Consider the following 23,895-nt stretch of genomic DNA (forward strand, 5'->3'; position numbering starts at 1 on the left):
TTTGGATTTTGGCAGGTTCTTCAGCTTTCCTTCTGATTCGAAGTCTGCTAAAACGTCAAGAATTGCGAATGCCACGCTTTCAGGGTCTTTGAGTCTGTGATCCCATCTGGGGATCACGACAACCACCCGAAAGAATTCAGCAAAAACCCTAATAAAGGTTACTATAAACACGCCCCTCTTTCAGTAAAGTTTTTAAGCAATATCCTCAAAATCTTTCGGAAAATTCCGAAAGTTCAAAAGTCTAGAGGTGAGAGAATGCTCAAAAAGCTTGCGAGGATAATAGTGAAATACAGGGTGGCATTTTCATTGATAGCCATATTCTTGCTAATTCTCTCTCTATACGGAGTTCAGTTGCTAGAATTTGAGAGTGACCTTACTAAACAGCTCCCTCAAGATTTACCGGCGGTGAGGGACTATTTGACACTCCAAAATGAATTTCAAAGCGGCGATTCTGCTCTTATAATTGTTAAGGTGGCTTCTATCGAAGAGGGTGGTGTCTACGATATCCGAGACCCCGAGGTGATAAAGTCAATCTACGAACTCGAGGAGCGTTTAAGGGAGCATGAATACGTAACGAACACAATGAGCATTGCTGATATTTTTATTCAAATTCTTGGTAGATTGCCTGAAAACGAAGAAGAGGTTAAATTCGTTTTAAATACCCTGCCTCCAGAAGCCCTGCAGGGGTTAATAAGTTCTGATTACAGAGCAACAATGGTGATAGCCACCCTTACAGCCGGCTCTGGTTCTCAAGCGGTGCAGAGAATTTATGAGGACATTGAGAGGGATATAAACCAGGTAAGGTTTCCAAAAAATGTAGAAGTCATTCAGACGGGAACAATTGGAATTGCACACAGGATTTTGGCGATGCTTCAGAGTGATTTGAGTAGAACGATGGCAATTGCCCTTCTTTTCGTGGCTTTTCTGTTGATCTACTTCTACAGGTCAGTTTTTAGGGCAATGCTGCCCTTGATACCTCTAGTATTTGGCGTAACGATGACCCTCGGTTTTATGGGTCTTCTCGGGATTCCAATAGACATGGTAACTGCCGTGGTTGGGGCAATGATAGTTGGAATGGGTATTGACTACGGCGTTCACGTAACCAACCGTTATTTTGAGGAGAGGAAAAAAGGTAGCGGTATTGAAGAAGCTGCGGAAGAAGCTGTGGCGGAGACGGGAAAAGCCCTGTTGGGAGCGGCTTTGACAACTATAGCTGGATTTTCTGCGTTGGCTCTTTCAATTTTGCCTTCCCTTCGCAGGTTGAGTTTTGTCCTAATAATGGGTCTCAGCTTGGCGGCGGTAAACGCTGTTGTAATAACCCCTTCACTTATAATCCTCTACGAGGATATTATGAGGAAAATCAAAGGAAAACATGAGGTTCCTGAGATAAGGGCACATTCTGGTTCTATTGCTAAGTCCTTTAACACCCTTGGCAGGATCATTAAGGGACATCCAAAAACAACTCTGCTTGCTGTTTCCCTAATGACTCTCGTGTTTCTTTATGGCTTAACTCAGGTAACAACGGAGGTTAGACTTGAGAAAATGATTCCCGAAGGCATACCAGAAATTGAGGCTATGAAGGATGTTAGATATGAGTTTGGTGGTCAAGATGAGGTGGATTTTATAGTGAAGGCAGATGATGTGAGAGACCCATCAGTAGTCAGGGCTATTTATCGCTTTGAGCAGGAGATACTTGCCGACTCTCATTACAACAACGTCTTTGAGACTAACAGCATAGCGGATGTAGTTGTCAGAAAATATGGCTACATTCCCGAAGACAAGGAAAAAATAAAGGAGGCAATAAAAGAGGGGGGAGCCCCTGTAAATGACGACTACTCAATGACTCTAATACAGCTGAAGGGGAACTTTGGTGGGGCCAATCCAGAGGAGTTTAGGGCTATCATGCACTATTTTGAAGAGCAGGCAAAAAGTGCAGACTTTCCTCCGGGAGTTGAGATAAGACCCGCTGGTGATTGGTATTTGGACTACGTTTTAGATGGTCTTACAAATCAAGAGCTCAGCAAGATATCTACATACGGTAGCGTTCTTGTTGTGCTGGTAGTTGTACTGCTTTTCAGAAGGCCGCTGGTTTCGATTGCAATGGTACTGCCCATGTTCCTTGGTGCCCTTTGGACCGTTGGTTACATGGGGCTCGCGGGCATACCTTTCACTCAAACTTTAGCTGGTGTTATTTCGATGATAGTTGGTCTTGGAGTTGACTACGGAATGCACCTTACCCACAGGTTTTTGGAAGAACTTAGGGAAGGCAATCCGTATCCCATAATCTCTGCCGTTGAAGGAGTTGGCCCCGGAATTTTGGTTGGAGCTCTAACGACAGCTGGAGGATTTTTAGCTTTGCTCAGTGGAGAACTCACCGCAATACACGACTTTGGAAAAACCTTAGCAATTGGAATCCTCGCTTCAATGTTTGCCGCTTTCACGGTAACACCTGCTTTGCTCCAGCTGTTTTATGGAAAAAAGATAAGGGGTGAGGAAAAATGAGAAAACATCTTGGACTCATACTGGGACTGCTGATTGTCATGAGCAGTTTTAACCCTGTTATGGGTGAAGAAGCGCTTCTCTTTGAGGGTTATCTCAACAAAGGAGATTCAATACTTGTGGGTCCACTTGTAGTCGTCCTTCAAGATGTACAGAAAGATTACGTTGAGAACCAATACAAAGCTATGATACTCATTTTAAAGGACAACAAAGTACTTAACATGGATTACGCGTCAATAAAAGTTCCTAATCCGGAAAAAATACAAGAGCTTCTCACAAACACAACATTCCTCTACGCAATGGCAGAAACCCTTGGCTACAACACAACAAATCCTGTAGAGCTCGCCCAATTCTATTTGTGGCTTAACAGCGCGTCCCAAGAAGAAATCGTGGATGCGGTGTTCAAAACCGTCGAATTCTATTTGTGGCTTAACAGCGCGTCCCAAGAAGAAATCGTGGATGCGGTGTTCAAAACCGTCGAAGAGCATCCCGAGCTGGGTATATCAAAAGAAGACCTTCTCATGACGATCACTTATCCCAATATAAGCCTCATAGGCGAAAACGAGACCATAGAAGTTGAGGTTGATGGGGAAAAGGTATCTATTACAGCCCTTCAGATTTATCCAAATGGTGCAAGAATAAGCATAAGCGGCCCTTCTGAATGGAAAGCCTCAATGATACCGGCATACCTTACGGCATGGGCTGAAACTCCAGAGAAGGTCAGACCGGGCGATGAAATTACTGTCAAAGTCCACATAAAGAACGAGGGAGCTTTAAAAGCAAAGTTCATCACGGTAGTTGTGTCCCCAACCCCTGTTTCGTTTGCCCCTTCCGGTGGAGGGATGGGTGAGGTAATAGCCCAAGTTGCATCTCAGAGCGGAGTTGTGCAGAGTGTTCTTTTGCCGGTAGATAGCGCAGTGAAGTACATAGAATATCTGGACGGAAAAGAGGAGAAAGTCGTTGAATTCAGGTTCAAGGTAAATGAAAACATTGATCCAGGTATTTATCCCCTCTACATTTCACTTGCATATCACGTGCAGAGAGGAGAGAATTTACAAATGCTGCAGGGCTTTAATTATTTCTCCATAACTGTAATTCGGGAGGGGGAAGCAACTTTTGAGATAGAGAACATTGAAAAACCTGAAGTAGTTCACCCGGGGGAGGATTTTGAGGTAACCGTAGCTCTCAGGAACCTCGGTTTCGAGCCGGCGAAGGAGGTTCTTGTTGATCTCTCTCCTTCATTAGAATTCCAGAATGGAGCGATATTAATCGATAACACAACAAAACAGCACTTTACTTATACAGTAAACACCAACAAGGTCATGGAGTATAAGTTCAGGCTTCATGTGAGCGAAGACGCCTCCACAGGAAGCTATCCGATACGACTGAAAGTTACATATTACAGCGGCGATTCCAAGGAGCAGAGAGAGCAGACCTTTGACTTTTCAATTCAAGTTGTGAGAAGAAATCAAGCCTTTATTGAGATTGAGAGTGTCGAAATGGATCCAAAAGCAATAGAGCCTGGAGACGAGTTTGTGCTTAAGGTAAAGGTGAAAAACGTAGGCGAAGAGAGAGCAAGGGCCTTTTCCTTCAGAATAGAACCGAGTGAAGTAAATGCGCCTGGAGAAGTTACGAAAGTCGATCTATCTTCCCTTCAGAACCTCCCAATACAGGGAAGCCAGAGCATGAGCGAAAACCTTCAAATTGCCATAAACCAAATAATGGAACAGCTCGCTAGGGAGAACATCAATGCTTTCCTGCCCATTGGAGAGGATAACATAAAGTACTTGCCTGAGCTAGCCCCGGGAGAAGAGAAGATTCTGGAGTTTCACTTAAAAGCAAATGAAAGGCTCGAAAACGGTATTTATCCCCTAAAGGTTTCGCTGGAGTATCTTAGCACACCAAATGATGAAAAACTAACGGACGATAGGTTAATTGGCATACCAATTCTCGGCAGGGAGCACTTAATAATTTCAAAGGTCTCAACGTCTCCTAGCAGGGTTTTGGCTGGAACGAACAACGTAGAGATAAACTTTGAAGTGGAAAACATAGGCAGTGGAAGTGCTCGTTATGTAATTCTAAAGCCAATGCCCGAGGATCCATTTGAGTTAAGTGAGACGAGCGAGCAGATAATAAACATAGGCACCCTACGGCAGGGAGACTCAGCAAAGGCGAGCTTCAGAGTGAACGTTGGAGAGTGGGCAGAGGGTGGAACGTACGAGATTCCAGTAAAGATAGAATACAAAGACTCATCAGGCAATGTTAAGGAGGATACGATCAAGATACCAGTAATAGTGAACGAAAAACCAAAAATAACTGTCGAGAAGGTCAGCTTTGACAAAACACCTATGCAGGGTGAAGAAGTGCTTGTGTACATAAGGGTCAAGAACGTTGGAGGAGAACAGGCTGAAAATGTGATAATAGAAGGCGTTGTAAAAGCCGATCAGCCCTTTACGCTATCAAAGAGATCCGATTACATTGGAACTCTTGATCCGGGCAAGGAAGGGGAAGGCGTCTTGGAGTTGGGCATAGCAAACAACGCCATCCCCAAAGACTACGTCGTTCAAGTGAGAATCAGAGCAGTTGGTGATAAGGAAAGCGGAGACGACAACGTGTACGTCTTTGAGGAATCAATTACGATTCCCGTTAAAGAAAATACAAAGACAAGAAGGAGCCTGAGAACCGTTGGGGTGTTTGTTGGGATTCTAGCTTTAGTAGCAATCTTATGGACGTATTGGAAAGGGAAAAAAGGTGGCAAACCCTTTTAAGCTCTCAACCTTTTTAATTTTTAGGTGAGAGTTATGGGTGTAGGCAAAATACTTGGAGCAATCGGACTTATTGTGTTTCTCTGGGTGGCTTACTTAGGTTATGCGCTGATTACTTTAACTCCTCAAATAAGAGCTGAATGGGGATATGTTGATGAAAACACCATGGAACTGGAAACAACAGTGTATTTCGGGAAACCTCTTCCCGTCTCAATAGCTATTGACGAAGCAGATTTGTACTTGGCTGGAGTAAAGGTGGGCACCCTGAAAGACCTAAAGGTTGGGTTTTTGGATGACGGTGCAAGGGGTGTGCTTGTTCTCAAAAACAGAGAGATTATTGAAGCCCTAAAAGAGCACATAAGAAACGGAGAGCAGAGTGATATTGAGATAAGAGTGAGAGGTTCAATATTTGGCCTTCCAATTATAAGGGGAAGCTTTTCGCATCCATTTGAAACTAATTTGTTAAGCTACATCAGCAACGTAACAATAGAGAGCTCTGGAGACCTAATAAAAACTCCCGCAGTTGAAGGAATGCCCTCTAAGTGGGGAAAAGTTGATGAAAACGGTATTGAGATTTTAAGTGATGTGAAGCTCTACAATCCTAACCCTATTCCTCTGCCCCTCTTTGGAATTAAATATTACATAGATGCTAACGGCTACCAGGTGGCACAAGGAAAACTCGTTGAGAACGTTGTAATCCCTGCAAACGGCAGAGCTATAGCAAAAATAAGAACAGTGGTTGACACAGAAGTTCTTCCAGAGGTACTTGCAGAACACATAAAGAGAGGAGAGAGAAGTGAGATAACCCTGAAGCTTACCCTTGCTGTGAAAGTGCTTAACAGAGAAGTAGAGATTCCCCTCCCAGAAGTCGAGAAAAGGGTTGAAACGAACATAATAGAACAGCTGAACCTTGCTCTCAGATGACCTAAACCTTTAAATTTTTCCTTCTATTTTTCCTTGGAGGTGAGAGTGTGAATCTGCTTGAAGTCCACAATCATTTAAACAAAATCTGGGGCGAGATTTTTAGGTTAAACGAGGTGCTGAGAGAGAAGCTCAGGCCTCTTGGCTTTAAGGTGGAGCCTGTAGAGGAAGTTTTCAACGCGTACATTTTCCTTGAGGGTGAGTGGAGAGAGATGCTTTATCCTCATCCTGCTTTTGAGATAAAGCCTCAAGGAGAATTGGGAGCGACGATTCAGAGCTTCTACTTTGTGTTTGCCGTTCCAAAGGAAAAAATAACCAGAGAGTTCATCGTTGAGTTCATCAAAAAATTCCCACAGAGCTACATCTACGGAACGGAGAACTTTTTGGAGGACATCTACAATCACAACTTTCCAAGAAACCTCGATGAAGTTTACGAAAAGATAGAAAAAAGCCAAGAAAAAGTTTTTCAACTTGAAGTTGAGGCAGAAGACAGTCAGGATATTGAAAACAAGCTCTTTGAATTTATAGAACTTGCAAAGAAGTACAAAATCCTTGAGATTTAGGTGGTTCCATGTACCGGGAAGCGTTTCCTGAAGAACTGCAGAAGTATTATCACGACCTTTTCGGGAGTGAAGCTGAGGAGATCATGAAAAAGCTGAGAGAGCCGGTAGAAAAGTACTACATAAGGGTCAACACGCTTAAGATAAGTCGGCAGAAGCTCATGGAAGAGCTTAGAAAAGAAGGGTTAAAACCAAAAAGAAGTCCCTACCTTGAGGAGGGTATCTATTTCGAGAGGGAAGGGCCGAATTTTCCCGATGATTATAACCCCAAGCTGCCAACGGTTGTCGCAAATAAGTTTGCGGCGGAGAGCGTTTACCAGGGTGCCCAGCTCTATGCTCCCGGCGTATTAAAGGCCGATAGAGGAATAAAAGAAGGAGATGAAGTTCAAATCAGAGATCCAAGGGGGCTCCTTGTGGGCATAGGCATTGCAAAGATGAGTGCTAAGGAAATGGTTATTGCCACGAGAGGAATAGCTGTCGAAGTAACTCTGCCTAAGTTCAAACTGCCGAGCTTGAGTGAATTAAAAGCCTATGAAAAAGGCTACTTTTATGCCCAGAGCCTTCCTTCCATGGTTGTTGCCCATATTCTGGAGCCACAGGAAGAAGACCTTATAGTTGATATGGCGGCTGCTCCGGGGGGAAAGACGTCTCACATAGCACAGCTCCTTGAAAACAGGGGGGAAATAATAGCTATAGACAAATCAAAAAACAGATTAGCCAAAATGGAGGAAGAGCTGAAGAGACTTGGCGTGAAGAACGTCAAGCTTATTCAAATGGATTCGAGAAATCTGCCAGACCTTGGAATTGAGGCTGATAAAATCCTCTTAGATGCCCCATGCACAGCCTTGGGAGTGAGACCAAAGCTCTGGGAGACAAGAACGCCAAAGGACATCGAGGCTACTGCAAGGTATCAGAGACACTTCATAAACGCCGCAATAAAAAGCCTTAGAAAAGGAGGTGTGCTGGTCTATTCTACATGTACCTTGAGCTATGAAGAAAACGAAGGGAACGTGCTTTACATGATAAAGAAGGGGCTGAAGCTTGAGGAGCAGAAAATCTTCATAGGCTCACCTGGATTGGGGATAAACGAAGTTCAGCGCTTTTACCCTCACAAGCACCTTACTCAGGGCTTCTTCATTGCAAAACTGAGGAAGGTGGGCTGATGAAAAAGAGAGACTCCTTTATGATTTTGATTGGGGTTGGGGTTATAGCAGTACTTATATGGTGGGCAGGAGTAGAGGAAACGCTGAAGCTTGTGATGGAGGCTAAGCTTGAATATTTTCTCTTGGCATTGCTTATGCAAATTCTTGCAACCCTTGCATGGGCTTTTAGGTGGAGAATATTTCTAAAAAGAGCCGAAGTGAGGGTTCGGATAAAGGACATTATAATGGCCACCATGGTTGGGATATTTGCAAACAACTTAACTCCAGGTGCTAGGGCGGGAGGGGAGCCAGCTAGAATGTACGTGATAACCAAAAAGTCCAACGGTGGTTATGGTCAGGTTTTTGCCACCATAATGGCTGACAGGATTTTGGACGTTGTTCCGGTTCTGCTTTTCACTCTTGTCGCGTTCAAGTATGCCCTCTCGTTAAAGGTAAAGCTTTTGCTGTCCGTTCTTTCTCTCTCAACAATAGTACTCCTTCTGATAGTGGCTATAAGCCTCTTGATATCTCTGAATGAAAGTTTGGCCTTTAGCGTGCTCAACAAAATAACAGCACTTATAAAGCGCATATTCCCTGAAAAGTTTGCAGGAGTGGAGGGAACGCTCGAAGAAAAGCTCAAAAAATCTATAACTGACTTTAGGACGACCTTTTTGGAGCTTTCCAAAGATCCGGTTGTGCTGGGCAAAACCCTCTTCTATTCTTTGGCACTCTGGGGATTCATGCTTCTCAGAACTTATTTTGTCTTCGAAAGCATTGGGTATCGTCTTGAACTTCAAAAAATTCTAATGGTTCAAATGGCCGGTATTGCCCTGGGGATGATAAGCATTCTCCCCGGGGGGGTGGGAATAACGGAAGCAGTTAACTCAGCCCTCTACCTCAGTCTAAAGATTGATAAAAGCTTGGCTGTCACTGCGACGGTCTTAGATAGGTTTATATCCTTCTGGCTCCCAACGATTATTGGGGGGGGATTGAGCGTTTATCTTGGTGCAAAGCTAAGCAAGGGTAGAGTGTGAGATCATGAAGTTTGGAATCGCCGCTCGAAGAGACCGTGAGGAGGCTTTAAAGCTTGCATATAGGGTATACGACTTTCTCAAGGTAAGTGGTTACGAGGTTTACGTTGATGAAGAAGCCCATGAGAATTTTCCACATTTTTCTCCTGAAGATGTAATTCCCCTTGAGAAAATGGATGTTGACATGATGATAGTAATTGGAGGAGATGGGACTGTTTTGAGGGTTGAGCACAAAACTCCCAGGGATATCCCTATTCTGGCAGTAAACATGGGTACTTTAGGCTTTTTGGCTGAAGTTGAACCTGCTGAGACTTTCTTTGCTATTTCGAGGGTTCTTGAGGGCGATTACTTTATAGATGAGAGGATGAAACTCAGGACTTTTGTTGAAGGCTTTGATAACATACCGGATGCACTTAACGAAGTTGCAGTTTTAACGGGAATTCCGGGCAAGATAACTCATCTCAAGTACTACATCGACGGAGAGCTTGCCGAGGAGATAAGGGCCGATGGGCTTATAGTGTCAACACCTACTGGCTCAACGGCTTATGCCCTCGCAGCTGGCGGCCCTTTAGTTGATCCTCGCCTGCATGCTATTATTCTTGTCCTGTTGGCTCCCGTTGCCCTTACCGCAAGGCCCCTCGTTGTTCCGGACCGTTCCTCAATCGAGATAGAGGTGCTGACGGACAGGGATGTTATCCTTGCCGTCGATGGACAGTTCTACACCCAGCTACCTCCGCATTTGAGAATAAGGGTTGAGAAATCCCCAAGGAAGACGAAGTTTGTGAGGTTCTCGAAGAGAATCTATCCAAAATACACCCTAAAGATAAAGAAGAAGTTTTAGAGGGGCTCAAATTCGTTGAGGAGGAGGCGGTATTCCTTTTGGTCGATGGCATTTTCGTCAACGGTCACAATTAAGGAGGCGTTGAGCATAAGAAGGTGGTCTTTAAGGCTGGCTAGGAACTTAAAGATGCTTGGAAAATCATTGTACAGGAGGAGGTATTCGATACAGTCTATTACAATAACGGCACCTTTAGCTTCTTTCGCAAATTGTATAGCCATATCCTGTATAACATGGAGCTTCGTTGGTGAGATTCCGGTGTCAGTGGCCCCAGTAATCCAGACGGTTGTGGCAAACTCACTTAAACTGTGGTAGAACTCAGGTGAGCGTGTGAATATCAATGCGGGAGACGTCCTTTCCTTAAGAAGCTTTGTTATCTCTGTGAGTCTCTCTTTGGAGCCAGAGACGATATAAGCTCCATGCATTCCATTCTCGATTTGAGGGCCAGAAGTTGAAGCTTTAGTTATTGGGATGTAGGACTTTTCTAGGGTCTGTACGTAGGAAACCATGGTATATATCACTCCTAAGATCGAAATCCCGTATAAGAGTGTTAAAATCCCCTCCTGATAAACAGAAGAATAAAAGTCAGTTACGAGATCAATAAAACGACCGAGAAGAGCTATGGATAGAAATATCGCAGCCTTCTGTATTAACGGTTTTAGCTCCGCAGTATAGCGGTTCCAGCGCTTGAGGAAGAACAACCACACATAACCCACTGCAAAGAGAAGAGTCACATCATAAAGGACAATTGGGAGGAGCACTCCTATTCCCACGTTACCTCCACCTCGTCGGTCCTAAACTTCTGCTTGACTACTGTTTTTTCAAGGTCGAACTTTATGCCTGCTTTGAACATCCTTAAGCCGGTGTAGGCTATCATCGCTCCGTTATCCCTGCACAAGTCATAAGGCGGCACAAAGAACTTCACGCCTCTGTCTTCGCACATTATCTTGAGCATCTCTCTCAGGCGGTTGTTTGCTGCTACTCCTCCCACAAGGACTACTTCTTCCTTACCTGTGTGGGCCACAGCCCTTTCGGTAACCTCAACCAAAGCGGCAAAAGCCGTTTCCTGGAAGGAATACGCTAAATCCTCAACTCTGTACCTCCCGGTCTTGTATTTTCTAACTGCCTCCGTTAAAATTCCAGAAAAGCTTAGATCCATGCCCTTAACTGCATAGGGGAGTTCAATATATTTTTCCCCTCTCTGAGCGAGCTTTTCTATCTTTGGGCCGCCCGGGAACCCAAGGCCGAGCTCTCTGGCAAAGGTGTCTATGGCGTTGCCTATGCCTATGTCGAGGGTTTCCCCAAATACTCTGTACCTACCGCCTTCTAATGCAAGAACCTGAGTATTGCCCCCGCTTACGTAGAGGCCAACCGGGTCTTTTATTCCAAACATCTTCGTAATTTCCACGTGGGCGATGCAGTGGTTGACCCCGACAATGGGTTTGTTGTATTTTATAGCCAAAGCCCTCGCGGCTGTTGCCACAACCCTCAAAGCCGGCCCCAGTCCTGGCCCTTGAGAAAAAGCAATTACGTCAACATCTTCAATGTTGATTTTAGCCTCTCTAAGGGCTTTTTTCAAAAGGGGCTTTAAGAGCCTTGCGTGGTGTTCAGCGGCTTCCTTTGGGTGTATGCCACCTTTTTCGGTTGTTAGAGTATCAAATACGTTGGCGAGAACCTTATCTTCCGTCACAATCCCTATGCCAAGTGTGTGTGCAGTCCCCTCAATTCCTAACGCTATCATCAAAATAGAGTAGCTGGTGAGGTTTAAAAGTGTTGTTCATAACTGTCCAACTCTTTTTCTTTCAATTCTTTTAAAGTCTTATTGGAACAGGAGGTGTTGGTAATGAAAGAGGTGGTAAGGTTTGAACTTTCAATTCTTTTAAAGTCTTATTGGAACCATTAAATATTTCTTGAAGCTCTGCTAATACTTTATCCTTTCAATTCTTTTAAAGTCTTATTGGAACCTTTAGCGTTTAACTCATCTGTTGTGTGAGTGTGAAACTTTCAATTCTTTTAAAGTCTTATTGGAACTCAGGAAAGCAGGGCAAGGCTGGAGTTTTTGCAACTCTTTCAATTCTTTTAAAGTCTTATTGGAACCTGCAGACACATATTATATAATGAGCATAACAAAAAACTTTCAATTCTTTTAAAGTCTTATTGGAACTTAGTAAACAAACCATAGCAAGGTCTTTATCCTCTATATCACTTTCAATTCTTTTAAAGTCTTATTGGAACTTTCTCACCCCCAGAGCGTGAGCAATAGCCAGGCAACGCTTTCAATTCTTTTAAAGTCTTATTGGAACGTGTCAACCACCGCAATTGTTATATATTTTTTTGCATACTTTCAATTCTTTTAAAGTCTTATTGGAACTTCTTTACATGCTGTATTTTTGCCTTTTTGACGACCTCTTTCAATTCTTTTAAAGTCTTATTGGAACCTGGAAGATAGCAGGGAGCTGGAACTAAGCAAGCTTGCTTTCAATTCTTTTAAAGTCTTATTGGAACGCGCCCCCGCCCCCCGCCATCGCGTACCCCACCTTACTTTCAATTCTTTTAAAGTCTTATTGGAACCTTGAAGAGGAACTTAAACAAGAAATTGTCAAAGAGCTTTCAATTCTTTTAAAGTCTTATTGGAACTTGCACGGTGCTTAAACTTCTTCCACGAAAAAGCCACGCCTTTCAATTCTTTTAAAGTCTTATTGGAACAGGGGCGATTTTTCCTCTAAACTCCTCAAAGAGTAATTAGAAGGCCCGAATCTTATAAACTTTTCTTCAAAGGGTCAATAAAACTCCCCTCAGAAAGCTCGAATTCGAGCCCTTGAGAGAAACCTTGAAACTCAACCACACTTGAAACTCCTCCTTTTTGTCAATGCTCAAGAATGTTCATGAGACTTCCAGAGGCGAAATAGGAGCTTAAATCAAAAATAAGCTCACAAAAACGCCTTAAACTAAAAATGGTTAAATTTCCATGAGGAGAGGATACCAAAGAAGTCCTAAAAAGTCTTTGTTTAGAATTTCGAAAAAATTTCGTTATAAACTTTTAAAATTTTTGTAACCTTTTGTTTAATAGTAACCTTCAGTTACTAAAGACTTCCAGAGCATTCTTAGAGCCTTGAACTCAAAATTAATCCTTCAGAGGGCAGAAAATCCAAAAAGAGAAAATTTAAACATGATAACGTGCTATTTTGCAATTATTCTGACTTGTAAATCTTCTTCTCGAAGGTAACGAAGTCAGTCCACGCTGCATGTGCGAGGAAGTTTGCGCTCATAACATCTGGCTTTCCGTTCTTGAATGCTTCCTCTTTGTAGGTATAACCAACAACTTCGCCAACGAACCATGTGTGGTCTCCATAATCCCTGGCATCAACCACTTTGCATTCTATGTTTGCTAATGCCTCTTTTATGCTCGGCGTAGCTATTTTTGTGGAGTCGACGAGGGTTATGTTCATCTCCTTAAGCTTTGAGGGTCCTCTCTTTGTTCCCGCAATCCAGACGTCTCTGAGCATTTCCAAGCCCGGAACGCTGATAACAAACTCCTTGTATTTTGAGATCAGCCGGTGAGTGTATCTTTTTGGAGAAACTGCCACTCCCACCAGAGGCGGCTTGTGAGAAAGGACTGTTACCCAGTCAGCTGCCATAACGTTTGTTTCCTCTCCCTGTCCTGAGACTATCAGGTATGTTCTCATTGGATAAATCAAGTGATGCATCGTTCTCACCCCTATGTGTCTTTTTCTACTTCGTTTTAAAAGCCTTTCTCAAACTAAGCCAGTAGAGGGCTTTGGCTGCTCTCTCCGGTGTCGGGAAGTTTTTGATACCGCAGGTATTTAAAAGCTTCACACCCTCTTTTACAAGTTCTCCGGCCATAAAATTGACCACAACTGGCTTGTCGCACTTGGCATCTATGACTGCCTTTGCTATCTCTTCACTCGGTATGAATATCGGCGGAACGCAAATAACTAGCAGTGCATCAATGTTTTTATCCCTGGAAACAACTTCTATAGCTCTTTTGTACCTCTCGTAGTCTGCATCTGCTATCAGGTCAATTGGATTTTTTGTTGAGCACTGTGGAGGCAGGAATTTTTTGAGCTCCTCTACGGTTTTTTCTTCAAGCTTTGCAATCTCTAGTCCCAGCTTTTCGGCTTTGTCGGTAGCTAAAACTCCAGGGCCACCGGAATTTGTTATTATGGCTATTCTCTCCCCTCCGCTCTCGTACATCTCAAAGATTTTTGCCGCATCAAAGAGCTCCTCCATCTCTTCAACCTCTATTGCACCGAACTGCATGAAAGCAGCTTTGTAAATTTCATAACTTCCGGCCAGACTTCCGGTATGGCTCTGGGCTGCTCTGCTGCCGCTTTTACTCTTTCCGGCCTTGAGGACTATCACGGGCTTTTTGGAAGTGGCGTATTTCAAAGCTTCGATGAACTTCCTACCGTCCTTTACGCCTTCAATGTATAGGGCTATAACCTTGGTGTTTTCATCGTCGGCAAAATATCTCAAGAAGTCACTTTCCGTCAAATCAGCCGCGTTCCCATAAGAGACAAAGGCAGAGAACCCTATCCCTTCTTCGTTCCCCATAGCAAGGGCCGCACCGCCGAAGGCTCCGCTCTGGGATATTAAGGCTAATCCTCCCTTCTTGACCCTGACCTCAAACGAGCCAAAGAACTCTGCATGGACTCCAAAAATGCCGGCACAGTTTGGGCCAATGATCCGTACTCCTTTCTTTCGGGCTTTTTCAACTAGTTCCCTCTCAAGCTCAACGTTACCAACTTCGCTGAACCCCGCACTTATAACCACTGCTCCCTTAACCTTATCTCCAATCTCCTCAATTAGAGAAGGAACGAACTTTGCGGGAATTGCGATTATAGCGACATCAACATTTTTCTCAAGTTTTTCTGCAATTTTAAGTTTTCTCCCGGCTACTTCGACTTCTCCCCCTTTGGGGTTCACTGGAATAACTTCTCCCTTAAAGCCCCCTTCAACTATGTTCCTCAGTATTTCGTAAGCTATTGCACCCTGCTTGAAGGAGCCAAATACTGCTGCGGATGAAGGATAAAAGAAAAAGTCCATCGGGTCACCTCCGCTTTGCTAACACCGGGAGTAAAGCTATCAGCAAAATAAGCCCAGGGCCGCAGACACCCTTTTTCTGCTCTACAACGATAATAATGTTTTTGCCGTCTGTTTCGTGCTCTTTAATCTCTAAACCGGTTGGGGCTTTGACGCTTACGTTGTCAAATCTGAAAGGCAATGTTATGTTTGCGCTCCATGTTTTCGTGGTGAAACTTTCTTTGTAGTCTACTTTTGGCTTTGCTTTTCCCCATACAAGCACTTTGTTGCCTTCAATCTTTGAGTTTATATCCTGAATATCCAGGGTTTTGGTGAACTCCTCCCTGATTTTTGTTTCATGGTAGCTGGTGGCATTAACCCCCTCAAAGGTTGCATTAAACTGTACAAGTCCGCTTAGCGGGTCGTAATAGAGCTGGATAGTCTTTGCAGTTTTTGCCAGAAACTCGTCGAAAGGAACGAATTTGGTGGTATTTTCTGATGTCTTGTTCATAATGGCTTCATATACCGAAGAATCGAAGGTTATCACAACTATTGGAAGATAGTAGCCGTTTTCCCATGATGCGACATTTTCTACAAGTTCATTTGGCTTTGGGGCGAGGTTTATGAGATAAGCCTCTTTTGGAAGAACAATTTTAAGTTTTCTCCAACTGTATTCAAAAACCCTATTTTTGAACAAAAACTGCATAGGTCCATAAACTGAGCTCTGCAGTGTTTGGTTTTTCTCCACAAGATAGTTGTATATTTTAAAAGTTACGACCGCACTCCAGTTTTTCCCCAATTTTACGGGGCCTTCTTCAGGCACCACTACCAATGCCTCCTGGGTTTGCTTCTCCACTTCCCTCTTAAAATTGCCGTATATTAATGAGTAAACAAAGTCGTGAAATTCTTTTTCTGCCCTTTCTGGATTCGTCTGGGAAAGATTTTCGAAGTAGTTTAGATAGAATGGATCTTTGAGCTGGGTGTTGATCTTAACCAAAGCCGTTCCGCTCGGATAAATGGTCATGTAGATGTCAATGTTGAAGAGGTGTTGATTTTCATAAGCGTAAACCTGAGAAAACGATGCTAACAGCATAACCGTGATTAGAATCCACGCACCTCTCTTCATTTCTACCACCTCCAAAACTTTTTCAAATGGTAATACAAAAATTTATTGGTTCAGATGGTAGAGAGGGATAGCGATGAGGAAATACAGAAAAGTTGTGGTTGGGGGGACTTTTGACAGGCTCCATTTAGGCCATAAGGCCTTGCTTAGAAAGGCTTTTGAAGTGGGCAAGTACGTCTATGTTGGTCTAACTTCCGATGAAATGATAAAGAACAAACCTTATGCTGAAAAAATTCTTCCTTATGAAATCAGATTGCGGGACTTAGTAAAGTTTTTTGAGACAAATAGATACAAAAACTACAGGATAATGAAAATCCACAGCGCAATAGGCTTTGCCGACAGGCTGAAGAGCTTAGAAGCGATAGTCGTCAGTGAAGAAACGTACAAGGGTGCATTGTTAGTTAACAGGGCGAGAATGGAAAAAGGTCTAAAACCTCTCGACATTGTTACCATAAAGCTGGTCAAAAGCAAACTTGGAGATAAAATAAGCTCTTCCCTAATAAGGGCCGGTCTTATAGATCCTTTCGGAAATCCAAAGAGGTGATAAAATGAGAGTGGTCACAATTGGGGCTGGACTTGGAGGGCTTTTGACAAGTGCCTTTTTAGCAAGAGCCGGGCATGAAGTAACGGTTCTGGAAAAAGCTCCTTTTGTTGGAGGTAGATTCACGAACCTCAACTATCAGGGCTTTCAATTGTCTACTGGAGCTCTCCATATGGTGCCTCATGGAGAAGATGGTCCTTTAGCTCATCTGCTGAAGCTTTTGAACGCCAATGTTGAAATAGTGAATTCCGATCCGAAGGGCAAGTTCTTCATTGATGGGAACCTTTACCACTACAGAGAGGGGTGGAAGCACCTCTCACTCAAAGAGAAGGCCAAGGCGATGAAGCTTCTTGCGGAGGTAAAGGCAAACAAACTTCCAACTGGCGAAGATGCAAACATGAGCTCTTGGGAATGGCTCGAAGAGAAGATTGGGGACAACGAGTTTGTTTACCTTTTCATAAAGAGCTTTCTTGGCTGGGCAGTCAGCTTGGCTCCAGAAGAAGTCCCGGCGATAGAGCTGGCTAAGGAGATAAAGGCAACGTTGAAATGGGGAGGTCCGGGGCTAATAAAGGGCGGATGCAAAGCTGTAACGGAAGAACTTGCGAGAATTGTAAGAGAGAACGGAGGAAATATAATAACCAGAAAGAAGGCTGTTGAAATCGATGAAAACAAGGTAATAACTGCAGACGGTGAAGAATACCCCTACGATGTGCTCATCTCAAACATCGGAATAAAAGAAACAGTGGAGCTTTTTGGACGGAACAAATTTGACAGGGAGTACCTGAAAAAAGTGGACTCTTTGAAGCCTGCTGAGGGAATTAAAATCAACGTCGCCTTGAAAGGAAAGCCCAGAATAGGCAACACGGTTGTCTTTACCTTAGACACCAAAAGAATAAACGGCTACAACGAGCCTTCAGCATTAACGCCGGAGCTTGCAAGAGATGGCTACACCCTCATCATGACGCATCAAGCCCTAAGGAGCAAAGATGTAAAAAAAGAGCAAAAGCTTGGCCTCGAGGATCTCTATTATCTCTTCCCGGAGCTTGACAAAGAGGGCGAAGTTCTAATGGTTCAAACTTACCTAGACAGAAATCCCGTTAACAGAGTAGCCTCTGGAATGCATCTTGACTTTCCGCTCGAAAACGTCTACATAGTTGGGGATGCTAACAAAGGAGAGGGGGGCATAGAGGTGGAAGGAATAGCCCTCGGCGTCATGAAAACCCTTGAAAACCTTGGCATTGGTAGGTTTAGCGAGTGGTACCTCTAATCAAAACAGCAAAGAGAGTTCTTAGAAATCTTTAAATTTGCAAGCTCTTTCAATTATTTTTCGAAGTTTTTTCTAAAAGAACTATTTTATGACTAAGAAACCCTTTTAATTCGCTAAGGTCTAACTTTATACACCAGTGCTGGAGGGAGCAATATGAGGAAGAGGGTTGTCATAGCTTTGGGCGGGAATGCTATTCTGCAGAGAGGACAAAAGGGGACTTATGAAGAGCAAATGGAGAATGTGAGAAAAACTGCAAAGCAAATCGTTGATATCATCCTTGATAACGATTATGAAGTTGTAATAACTCATGGCAATGGGCCTCAAGTTGGAGCTATTCTCCTTCAACAGGATGCTGGAGAGCATATGTATGGTATTCCCGCTCAACCCATGGACGTTTGCGGTGCAATGAGTCAGGGACAGATTGGTTACATGATACAGCAGGCGGTAATTAATGAGCTTAGGAAGAGAGGCATAAACAAGCCGGTGGCAACGATAGTTACCCAAACGATTGTTGACAAGAACGACCCGGCATTTCAGAATCCCTCAAAGCCTGTGGGACCGTTTTATGATGAAGAGACTGCCAAAAAGCTTGCCAGGGAGAAGGGCTGGGTTGTCATAGAGGATTCTGGGAGAGGATGGAGGAGAGTCGTTCCTTCACCGGATCCAATTGGACACGTCGAGGCTCCGATAATCCAGGATTTAGTGGAGAAAGGCTTCATAGTCATAGCCTCCGGTGGAGGGGGAATTCCGGTTATTGAGGAGAATGGGGAATTCAAAGGCGTGGAGGCAGTTATCGACAAGGATTTGGCTGGAGAGAAGCTTGCCGAGGAGGTTAATGCTGACATATTCATGATTCTCACTGACGTTAATGGTGCTGCAATTAACTATGGCAAACCAAACGAGCAGTGGCTTGGAAGGGTTACGGTTGATGAGCTCAAGAAGTACTATGAAGAAGGGCACTTTAAGAAGGGTAGCATGGGGCCGAAAGTTCTTGCAGCAATAAGATTCGTCGAATGGGGCGGGGAAAGGGCAGTAATTGCCGCCTTAGACAAAGCCGTTGAAGCCTTAGAAGGAAAAACAGGCACCCAAGTAGTTAAGTGATTTTTCTCTTTTTTATACTCCAATCTGCAGCATTCTGCTTCTAATTTTGCTTAACTAAAAGCTTAAGAGTATTGAACTCCAATATAAGTTTTAGGAGTGTCTAGGAGGTGATGTCATGGATCCACTAAGCGGGTTCATAGGTTCGCTGATATGGTGGATACTGGTTTTCTATTTGCTTATGGGGCCTCAGCTCCAGTACAGACAGCTACAGATTGCGAGGGCAAAGCTGCTGGAAAAGCTGGCAAAAAAGAGGAATTCCACAGTGATAACAATGATTCACAGGCAGGAAAGCATAGGTTTCTTTGGAATCCCTGTGTACAAGTTTATTAGCATAGAAGATAGTGAAGAAATTCTCAGAGCGATTAGAATGGCTCCAAAAGACAAGCCAATTGACTTGATTATTCACACCCCTGGAGGATTAGTTCTGGCAGCAACACAGATAGCGAAGGCTTTGAAAGACCATCCCGCTGAGACAAGGGTAATAGTGCCGCACTACGCAATGAGCGGTGGGACATTAATAGCATTAGCCGCTGACAAGATAATAATGGATCCTCACGCCGTTTTAGGACCGGTGGATCCACAGCTGGGCCAGTATCCAGCGCCGAGCATAATAAGGGCTGTTGAACAAAAAGGCGCAGAGAAGGTTGATGATCAAACTCTTATCCTCGCTGATGTGGCAAAGAAGGCAATAAATCAAGTTCAGGAGTTTGTGTACAATCTCTTGAAGGACAAATACGGTGAAGAGAAAGCCAGAGAACTGGCTCAAATACTAACCGAGGGAAGATGGACTCACGACTACCCAATAACTGTTGAGCACGCAAAGGAACTCGGTCTTCACGTTGAAACAGACGTTCCAGAAGAGGTTTATGCTTTAATGGAGCTCTACAAACAACCTTTAAAGCAAAGAGGCACTGTAGAGTTCATGCCTTATCCGGTAAAGCAACAAGGAAAAGATTAGCTGAGCAAATTTTTGTTATTCACATCCTTTTTGAAAAGTTAAACACTGGTTCCCAGTTCTGGTGAATAATTTCGGATCTCAGCCAAAAAGTTTTTATTTGGTTTTTACATCCCTTTAGTTAGGCTTAAATCAGGGTGAGATTATGATCAACTATTCTAAAATGGAGGAAGGGGAAGAGACCATGCAAGTGAAAGTAGACCCAGAGGAAATTAAGAGGATAAAAGCCGAAATAGAGGCTTTAGAAAGAGAGAAAAAGGAAATCCAAGAGAGATTGGAACAGCTCCAAAAGGAGCTGAATATCTGGATACAAAAAAGAGATGAGAAGAACAACGAGGTAAAGCAGTTAAGAGAGAAGGCAAGAGAGTATAAAGCAAAGAGGGATGAAATCAACAAGCAGATTCAGGAGCTTAAGAAGAACAGGGACGAGATAAACGCCAAGCTCGACCTTCTTTATCAAGAAGCTCTCGAGTACAAGGCAAAGAGGGACGAATACAGACAGCTGAGAAGACTGAGAATGCCAAAGGAGAAGATAGAGGAGAGAATTGAAAAGCTCGAATGGGAACTGCAGACCAATCCAAACATCACTCCCGAGAGAGAAAAGCAGATAGTCGATCAAATTCAGGTTTTGGCTACAGAGCTTGAAATTCTCCAGCAAGCTGATAGATTCCACAAGAAGCTCCAAGAAACAAGAAAGAAGATTGAAAACCTGAAAAAAGCAAGAAGAGCGATAGGGATGGAAATACAGAAGCTCGCAAACCAGAGCCAGCAGTTCCATGAGCAGATGTTAAAAGCATACCAGCAAGCTGATGAAATTAAAAAAGAAGCCGATGAGTACCACCAGAAGGTTGTCGAGCTCAGAGATAAGATCAGAGAAGTGAGGCTGGCTCTCAGGGATGTAGAGAAGAAGATATTCGAGTTTGACCAGAAGCACAAGGAACTTATAGCGTATAAGATGGTTGCAAGGATGAGATCAAAGAAAGACGCTACATTCGAAAAGGCAGTTGAGGCTCTTGAAAAGTTCAAGCGTGGTGAAAAGCTTACCTTGGACGAGCTCCTGTTGCTCCAGAGATACAATCTGGTGTGAAGCATGGAAATAGTAAAGCACGAAGGTCCAGGAAGGCTTGGGTTAGTTAAGCTTAATGGAAAAACCTTTGAAACACCCGCTTTGGCAGGGGTAGATTTTACTCTTTCGCCGTTCAATTCTTACTTCTATCCTAAAGAGTTTGGGGAATATGACTTCAACCTTGCCCCTTCAATTCCCCTCAGTTTTTATACTCCCAGAGAAATAGTAGAGAAAGCCCTGAGCAGGCTGTACAACGTTGATTATTCAAAATTCAACGCCCTCTATGTCCCTGTTGTAAGGAACCTTGAGTACATCGAGGAGTTCCTTGACAATGTTCTCTCTCAGTATTCCTTCGATGCCCTCTACATAGGGAATGCAAAAATCTTTGTAAAAGACTACAGGAGATTTGTTCAAGCCGTTAGACTTATCAGGGAAAAAGATCCCAATTTGTTGCTAATTACTGACCTTGAGCCGTTTTTCTACCCCCTGGCTGTTTATCTCGGCATTGATGCATTTGATACCCGTTCCTTGAAGCTCTACGATTTCCACAAGAAGGGCTTTACGCAGTTCTCCCCAATACTTTGGGAGGAGAAGGAGAATTCTCTGGAATTCGCTAAAGAGGTTATAAAGCTTGTTAAAAAGGCTCTTGAGGAAGGAAAGCTTCGCTATCTGGTTGAGAACTTTTTCTACACCCAAGCTCATGCCGGGATACTGAGGATAGCCGACAAGGAAAACTGGGATTACCTTGAAAAATACACTCCAATACAAAAGGAGACTGTGTACTTCATAAGCGATGCCTCCCAGAACAGGCCGGAAGTAGTGAGGTGGAGGCAGAGAGTAGTTGAGAGATTTAAGCCCCCTGAAAACGCTGAAGTGCTCTTCCTTTTCCCATGCTCAGCTAAAAAGCCCTATTCCCACTCGCGCTCTCACACGCTTTACAGAAAAGCTCTCAAGGAAGCCCTTGGGAATGGAATATACAGAATACACGAGCTCATCCTTACGTCTCCCTTTGGAGTCGTGCCGAGGGAGTGGGAGTGGTTAGCCAAATACGACATTGTAGTTACGGGTCACTGGAGTGAAGAAGAGATAATCTCCGCGGCTGAGCTCTTAGCTAATGCTCTGGAGAAATACCCCAAGAGGATTCCGATAATTGCCCACCTGGACGAAGCTTATGTAGACGTTGCTAAAATAGCCAGCGAGGTCAGTGGAAGGGAGATAATCTTTACTCCAGTTAAAAACGGCACAACAAGTAAGGAAAGTTTGGATGGCTTAAAGAAGACGATAAAAGAACTTGGCATTGAATTAGCTGCTGGAAAGGAAGACAGGACATACCGCTTCTACGAGAACATAAGGAAAGTGTTTGACTTCTACTTTGGCTTGGGCGCTGGAGAAGCAGTTCTTCCAGAGGATGCTAGAATCATAGGTTCCAAAATGCTCCGCATTCTCATAGGCAATGAGCAAACTGGAACTTACCAAGACGGCGTGATAAGTGTAACGCCCTTTGGCATGCAGCGCATCTACGATGCAACGAAGAGCTATTACGTGAAGATTGACTTCGATCTCAGGGGAGACGTTTTTGCCGTTGGGGTTAATGAAGCAGATGGCAAAATACGCCCGGATGACATTGTTGGCGTTGTGAGGGACGAACAAGTCGTCGGCGTTGGAAAAGCCGTTCTCAGCGGAGAGGAGATGGTGAAAGCAAAGAGAGGCGTTGCTGTGAAGGTGAGAAAGAAATTATGATTCTCGGTGGCCTCTATGTCCAAGTATTTCAAGCGAGGAGTAAAGAGGGAGCATCATTTCCTCAAGGGGATTGAGAAGCCGCTTGAGGAGATAGCCAGCATTCCGGAGGTTAAGAAAGTAATTCCGGGGAGAATATATGCCAGCGACTCAAGGGGCTTTGAGATAAAAGTAACGAGGGAAACCCATGCAGGTCTAAAGCTCGTTGCAAAGAGTGATGGTTCTGTGCAGGAGGTTTTTCTCGTTGTGGATAGGGAGCAGAGGGAATTTGTCTGGAAGAAGATAGACGAGCTTGCGGAGGAGTGGAAGAAGAATTGAACAGCATTGGGGAGTGTACAGGCCCTTTACAGCTCTCTTTTTCCTTCAAAGAACTCTATGAGTTCTTCATCGCTTATGCCTTCTTCATACCCGAGCTCCTTTTTCTGAAGTTCTATTAGGCCGGGAGTGAGCAAAAGCTTTCCGTTAATCTTGGGTACCGCGTAGTGGAGGGTTATCTCGCTGAACTCATCGAGCTTTATAGTTGGATGTTCTTCATATTCTATTTCCTCCAGTCTTCTTCCTTCCGCTATGAGTTTTGCAATTATCGCTGAACCATCTATCGAGAACTGAACTTTTCCAATATTTCTTGCCTTGGCCCCTTCGATCTTTGAAGTTATGAACTTCTTCGTCTTTCCTGTGAACTCAAAGTCCCCAAGAATTCCCCCTACAACTATAATCGTGTCTTCCTCTATGTCCTCCGGTTTAAGCTCCTCTTCAGCAAAGGGGTCAAGGATTATCATCTTTGAGCGATCAAACGGAAACTCGGTGACGCTTTGTGAAATAACTCCGCCGAGTTTGGCGAGTTCTTCCCTCTCCTCTGGCAAAACGTTTGTGAAGATGAGTTTATCTCCCCACCACTCGCTTGCATGCTTATACTCAAGCAGAACCCAATCTCCAAGCTTTTCAAGATGCTCTATTATTAAATACGCCATTTTTCTCACCCAGAAACTTGATGGTGGGGCCGCCGGGATTTGAACCCGGGTCTCCGGCTCCCGAAGCCGGAAGGATAGACCAAGCTACCCCACGGCCCCGCAAGCAGCCAGTTTTGTCCTCAGTTTTTTGTTTAAAGCAACCTCGGTGGTTTTTATTCTTAGGGGTTTTGTGGTCTTTCCTTTTGTGATCACACGTGCTGGCATATGCCTATCGCCTAGATAAACATTTAAACTTTACGCTTAAAACAACTCCCACACAAAACAACATAAAACCAGAAAACCAGCAATAGAGTAATGTTGATAGGTTTTCCTTGTTCTTTTGTTTCTTAGTCTTA

The 23,895-nt window shown here is 43.8% G+C and carries 20 protein-coding genes, 1 tRNA gene and 1 CRISPR repeat array; of the genes, 14 read left to right on the plus strand and 7 right to left on the minus strand.

The genetic code is table 11. From position 1 onward, the window contains the following. The first annotated feature begins 255 nt into the window (after positions 1-255). Genes THEPK_RS01805 through THEPK_RS01835 form a run of 7 tightly spaced genes read left to right on the plus strand, consistent with a single transcriptional unit; the run spans position 256 to position 9,759 of the window. The gene (locus tag THEPK_RS01805) at positions 256-2,502 is read left to right on the plus strand and encodes a hydrophobe/amphiphile efflux-3 (HAE3) family transporter (RefSeq protein ID WP_042697658.1); all 2,247 of its coding nucleotides are present in this window, start codon (positions 256-258) and stop codon (positions 2,500-2,502) included. Continuing rightward, entirely contained in the window at positions 2,499-5,267 is a 2,769-nt protein-coding gene (locus THEPK_RS01810; RefSeq protein WP_042697661.1) for a COG1361 S-layer family protein, read from the plus strand. Before THEPK_RS01805 ends, THEPK_RS01810 begins: the two co-directional genes overlap by 4 nt. Positions 5,268-5,300: 33 nt before the next feature. After that, complete coding sequence (locus THEPK_RS01815) at positions 5,301-6,188, plus strand: LEA type 2 family protein (RefSeq protein WP_042697664.1); 888 nt, start codon at positions 5,301-5,303, stop codon at positions 6,186-6,188. 47 nt (positions 6,189-6,235) lie between these two features. Beyond that, on the plus strand, positions 6,236-6,748 hold the full coding sequence (locus tag THEPK_RS01820) for a DUF3201 domain-containing protein (protein ID WP_042697667.1): 513 nt from the start codon (positions 6,236-6,238) through the stop codon (positions 6,746-6,748). A gap of 8 nt (positions 6,749-6,756) precedes the next feature. Next, positions 6,757-7,908: an RsmB/NOP family class I SAM-dependent RNA methyltransferase gene (locus THEPK_RS01825; RefSeq protein WP_042697669.1), complete on the plus strand. Its 1,152-nt coding sequence runs from the start codon at positions 6,757-6,759 to the stop codon at positions 7,906-7,908. After that, positions 7,908-8,921, plus strand: a complete 1,014-nt coding sequence (locus tag THEPK_RS01830; protein ID WP_042697671.1) for a flippase-like domain-containing protein — start codon at positions 7,908-7,910, stop codon at positions 8,919-8,921. Before THEPK_RS01825 ends, THEPK_RS01830 begins: the two co-directional genes overlap by 1 nt. Positions 8,922-8,925: 4 nt before the next feature. After that, positions 8,926-9,759: an NAD(+) kinase gene (locus tag THEPK_RS01835; RefSeq protein WP_042697674.1), complete on the plus strand. Its 834-nt coding sequence runs from the start codon at positions 8,926-8,928 to the stop codon at positions 9,757-9,759. Here the strand turns inward: THEPK_RS01835 and THEPK_RS01840 are convergent. The 5 genes from THEPK_RS01840 to THEPK_RS01860 all read right to left on the minus strand — a co-directional run bounded on the left by THEPK_RS01840 (position 9,756) and on the right by THEPK_RS01860 (position 15,925). Further along, entirely contained in the window at positions 9,756-10,529 is a 774-nt protein-coding gene (locus tag THEPK_RS01840; RefSeq protein ID WP_052315871.1) for a DUF835 domain-containing protein, read from the minus strand. The two genes, THEPK_RS01835 and THEPK_RS01840, sit on opposite strands and share 4 nt — an antisense overlap. Further along, the gene (locus tag THEPK_RS01845; protein WP_042700428.1) at positions 10,520-11,497 is read right to left on the minus strand and encodes a bifunctional N(6)-L-threonylcarbamoyladenine synthase/serine/threonine protein kinase; all 978 of its coding nucleotides are present in this window, start codon (positions 11,495-11,497) and stop codon (positions 10,520-10,522) included. The genes THEPK_RS01840 and THEPK_RS01845 overlap by 10 nt, the downstream gene beginning before the upstream one ends. Positions 11,498-11,555: 58 nt before the next feature. Next, a CRISPR array of direct repeats spans positions 11,556-12,462; the repeat unit is 30 nt; unit sequence CTTTCAATTCTTTTAAAGTCTTATTGGAAC. Positions 12,463-12,947: 485 nt separating this feature from the next. Then, complete coding sequence (locus tag THEPK_RS01850; protein WP_004067909.1) at positions 12,948-13,463, minus strand: flavin reductase family protein; 516 nt, start codon at positions 13,461-13,463, stop codon at positions 12,948-12,950. 25 nt (positions 13,464-13,488) lie between these two features. Then, positions 13,489-14,823 (minus strand): acetate--CoA ligase family protein, encoded by a 1,335-nt coding sequence (locus THEPK_RS01855; RefSeq protein WP_042697677.1) that lies wholly within the window; start codon positions 14,821-14,823, stop codon positions 13,489-13,491. A 4-nt stretch (positions 14,824-14,827) separates the two neighbouring features. Then, positions 14,828-15,925 (minus strand): CGP-CTERM sorting domain-containing protein, encoded by a 1,098-nt coding sequence (locus THEPK_RS01860; RefSeq protein WP_042697679.1) that lies wholly within the window; start codon positions 15,923-15,925, stop codon positions 14,828-14,830. Between the two features lie 73 nt (positions 15,926-15,998). Between THEPK_RS01860 and coaD the strand changes: the two genes are divergently transcribed. The 7 genes from coaD (at position 15,999) to THEPK_RS01895 (ending at position 22,907) form a co-directional block, all read left to right on the plus strand. Next, positions 15,999-16,466, plus strand: coding sequence for a phosphopantetheine adenylyltransferase (gene coaD / locus THEPK_RS01865; protein ID WP_042697681.1), 468 nt, complete (start codon positions 15,999-16,001; stop codon positions 16,464-16,466). 4 nt (positions 16,467-16,470) lie between these two features. Continuing rightward, complete coding sequence (locus THEPK_RS01870; protein ID WP_042697683.1) at positions 16,471-17,730, plus strand: phytoene desaturase family protein; 1,260 nt, start codon at positions 16,471-16,473, stop codon at positions 17,728-17,730. 153 nt (positions 17,731-17,883) lie between these two features. Continuing rightward, complete coding sequence (gene arcC / locus THEPK_RS01875) at positions 17,884-18,831, plus strand: carbamate kinase (protein ID WP_042697686.1); 948 nt, start codon at positions 17,884-17,886, stop codon at positions 18,829-18,831. A gap of 115 nt (positions 18,832-18,946) precedes the next feature. Next, positions 18,947-19,789, plus strand: coding sequence for an SDH family Clp fold serine proteinase (locus THEPK_RS01880; protein WP_042697689.1), 843 nt, complete (start codon positions 18,947-18,949; stop codon positions 19,787-19,789). A 181-nt stretch (positions 19,790-19,970) separates the two neighbouring features. Continuing rightward, a complete protein-coding gene (locus tag THEPK_RS01885; protein ID WP_042700430.1) occupies positions 19,971-20,873 on the plus strand; it encodes a coiled-coil protein in 903 nt (300 codons plus the stop codon). Between the two features lie 3 nt (positions 20,874-20,876). After that, complete coding sequence (arcS, locus tag THEPK_RS01890; RefSeq protein ID WP_042697692.1) at positions 20,877-22,592, plus strand: archaeosine synthase subunit alpha; 1,716 nt, start codon at positions 20,877-20,879, stop codon at positions 22,590-22,592. Positions 22,593-22,607: 15 nt separating this feature from the next. Then, a complete protein-coding gene (locus THEPK_RS01895; protein WP_042697695.1) occupies positions 22,608-22,907 on the plus strand; it encodes a DUF2103 domain-containing protein in 300 nt (99 codons plus the stop codon). Between the two features lie 26 nt (positions 22,908-22,933). Here THEPK_RS01895 and THEPK_RS01900 read toward each other — a convergent pair whose 3' ends face one another. Continuing rightward, positions 22,934-23,560 carry a hypothetical protein gene (locus THEPK_RS01900; RefSeq protein WP_042697698.1) on the minus strand — a complete coding sequence of 209 codons (627 nt, stop codon included), beginning with the start codon at positions 23,558-23,560 and terminating at the stop codon, positions 22,934-22,936. 21 nt (positions 23,561-23,581) lie between these two features. Next, positions 23,582-23,659, minus strand: a tRNA-Pro gene (locus THEPK_RS01905). Positions 23,660-23,895 lie beyond the last annotated feature (236 nt).

Origin of the sequence: Thermococcus sp. PK, assembly GCF_000430485.1 — an archaeon.
Taxonomy (GTDB): domain Archaea; phylum Methanobacteriota_B; class Thermococci; order Thermococcales; family Thermococcaceae; genus Thermococcus_A; species Thermococcus_A bergensis.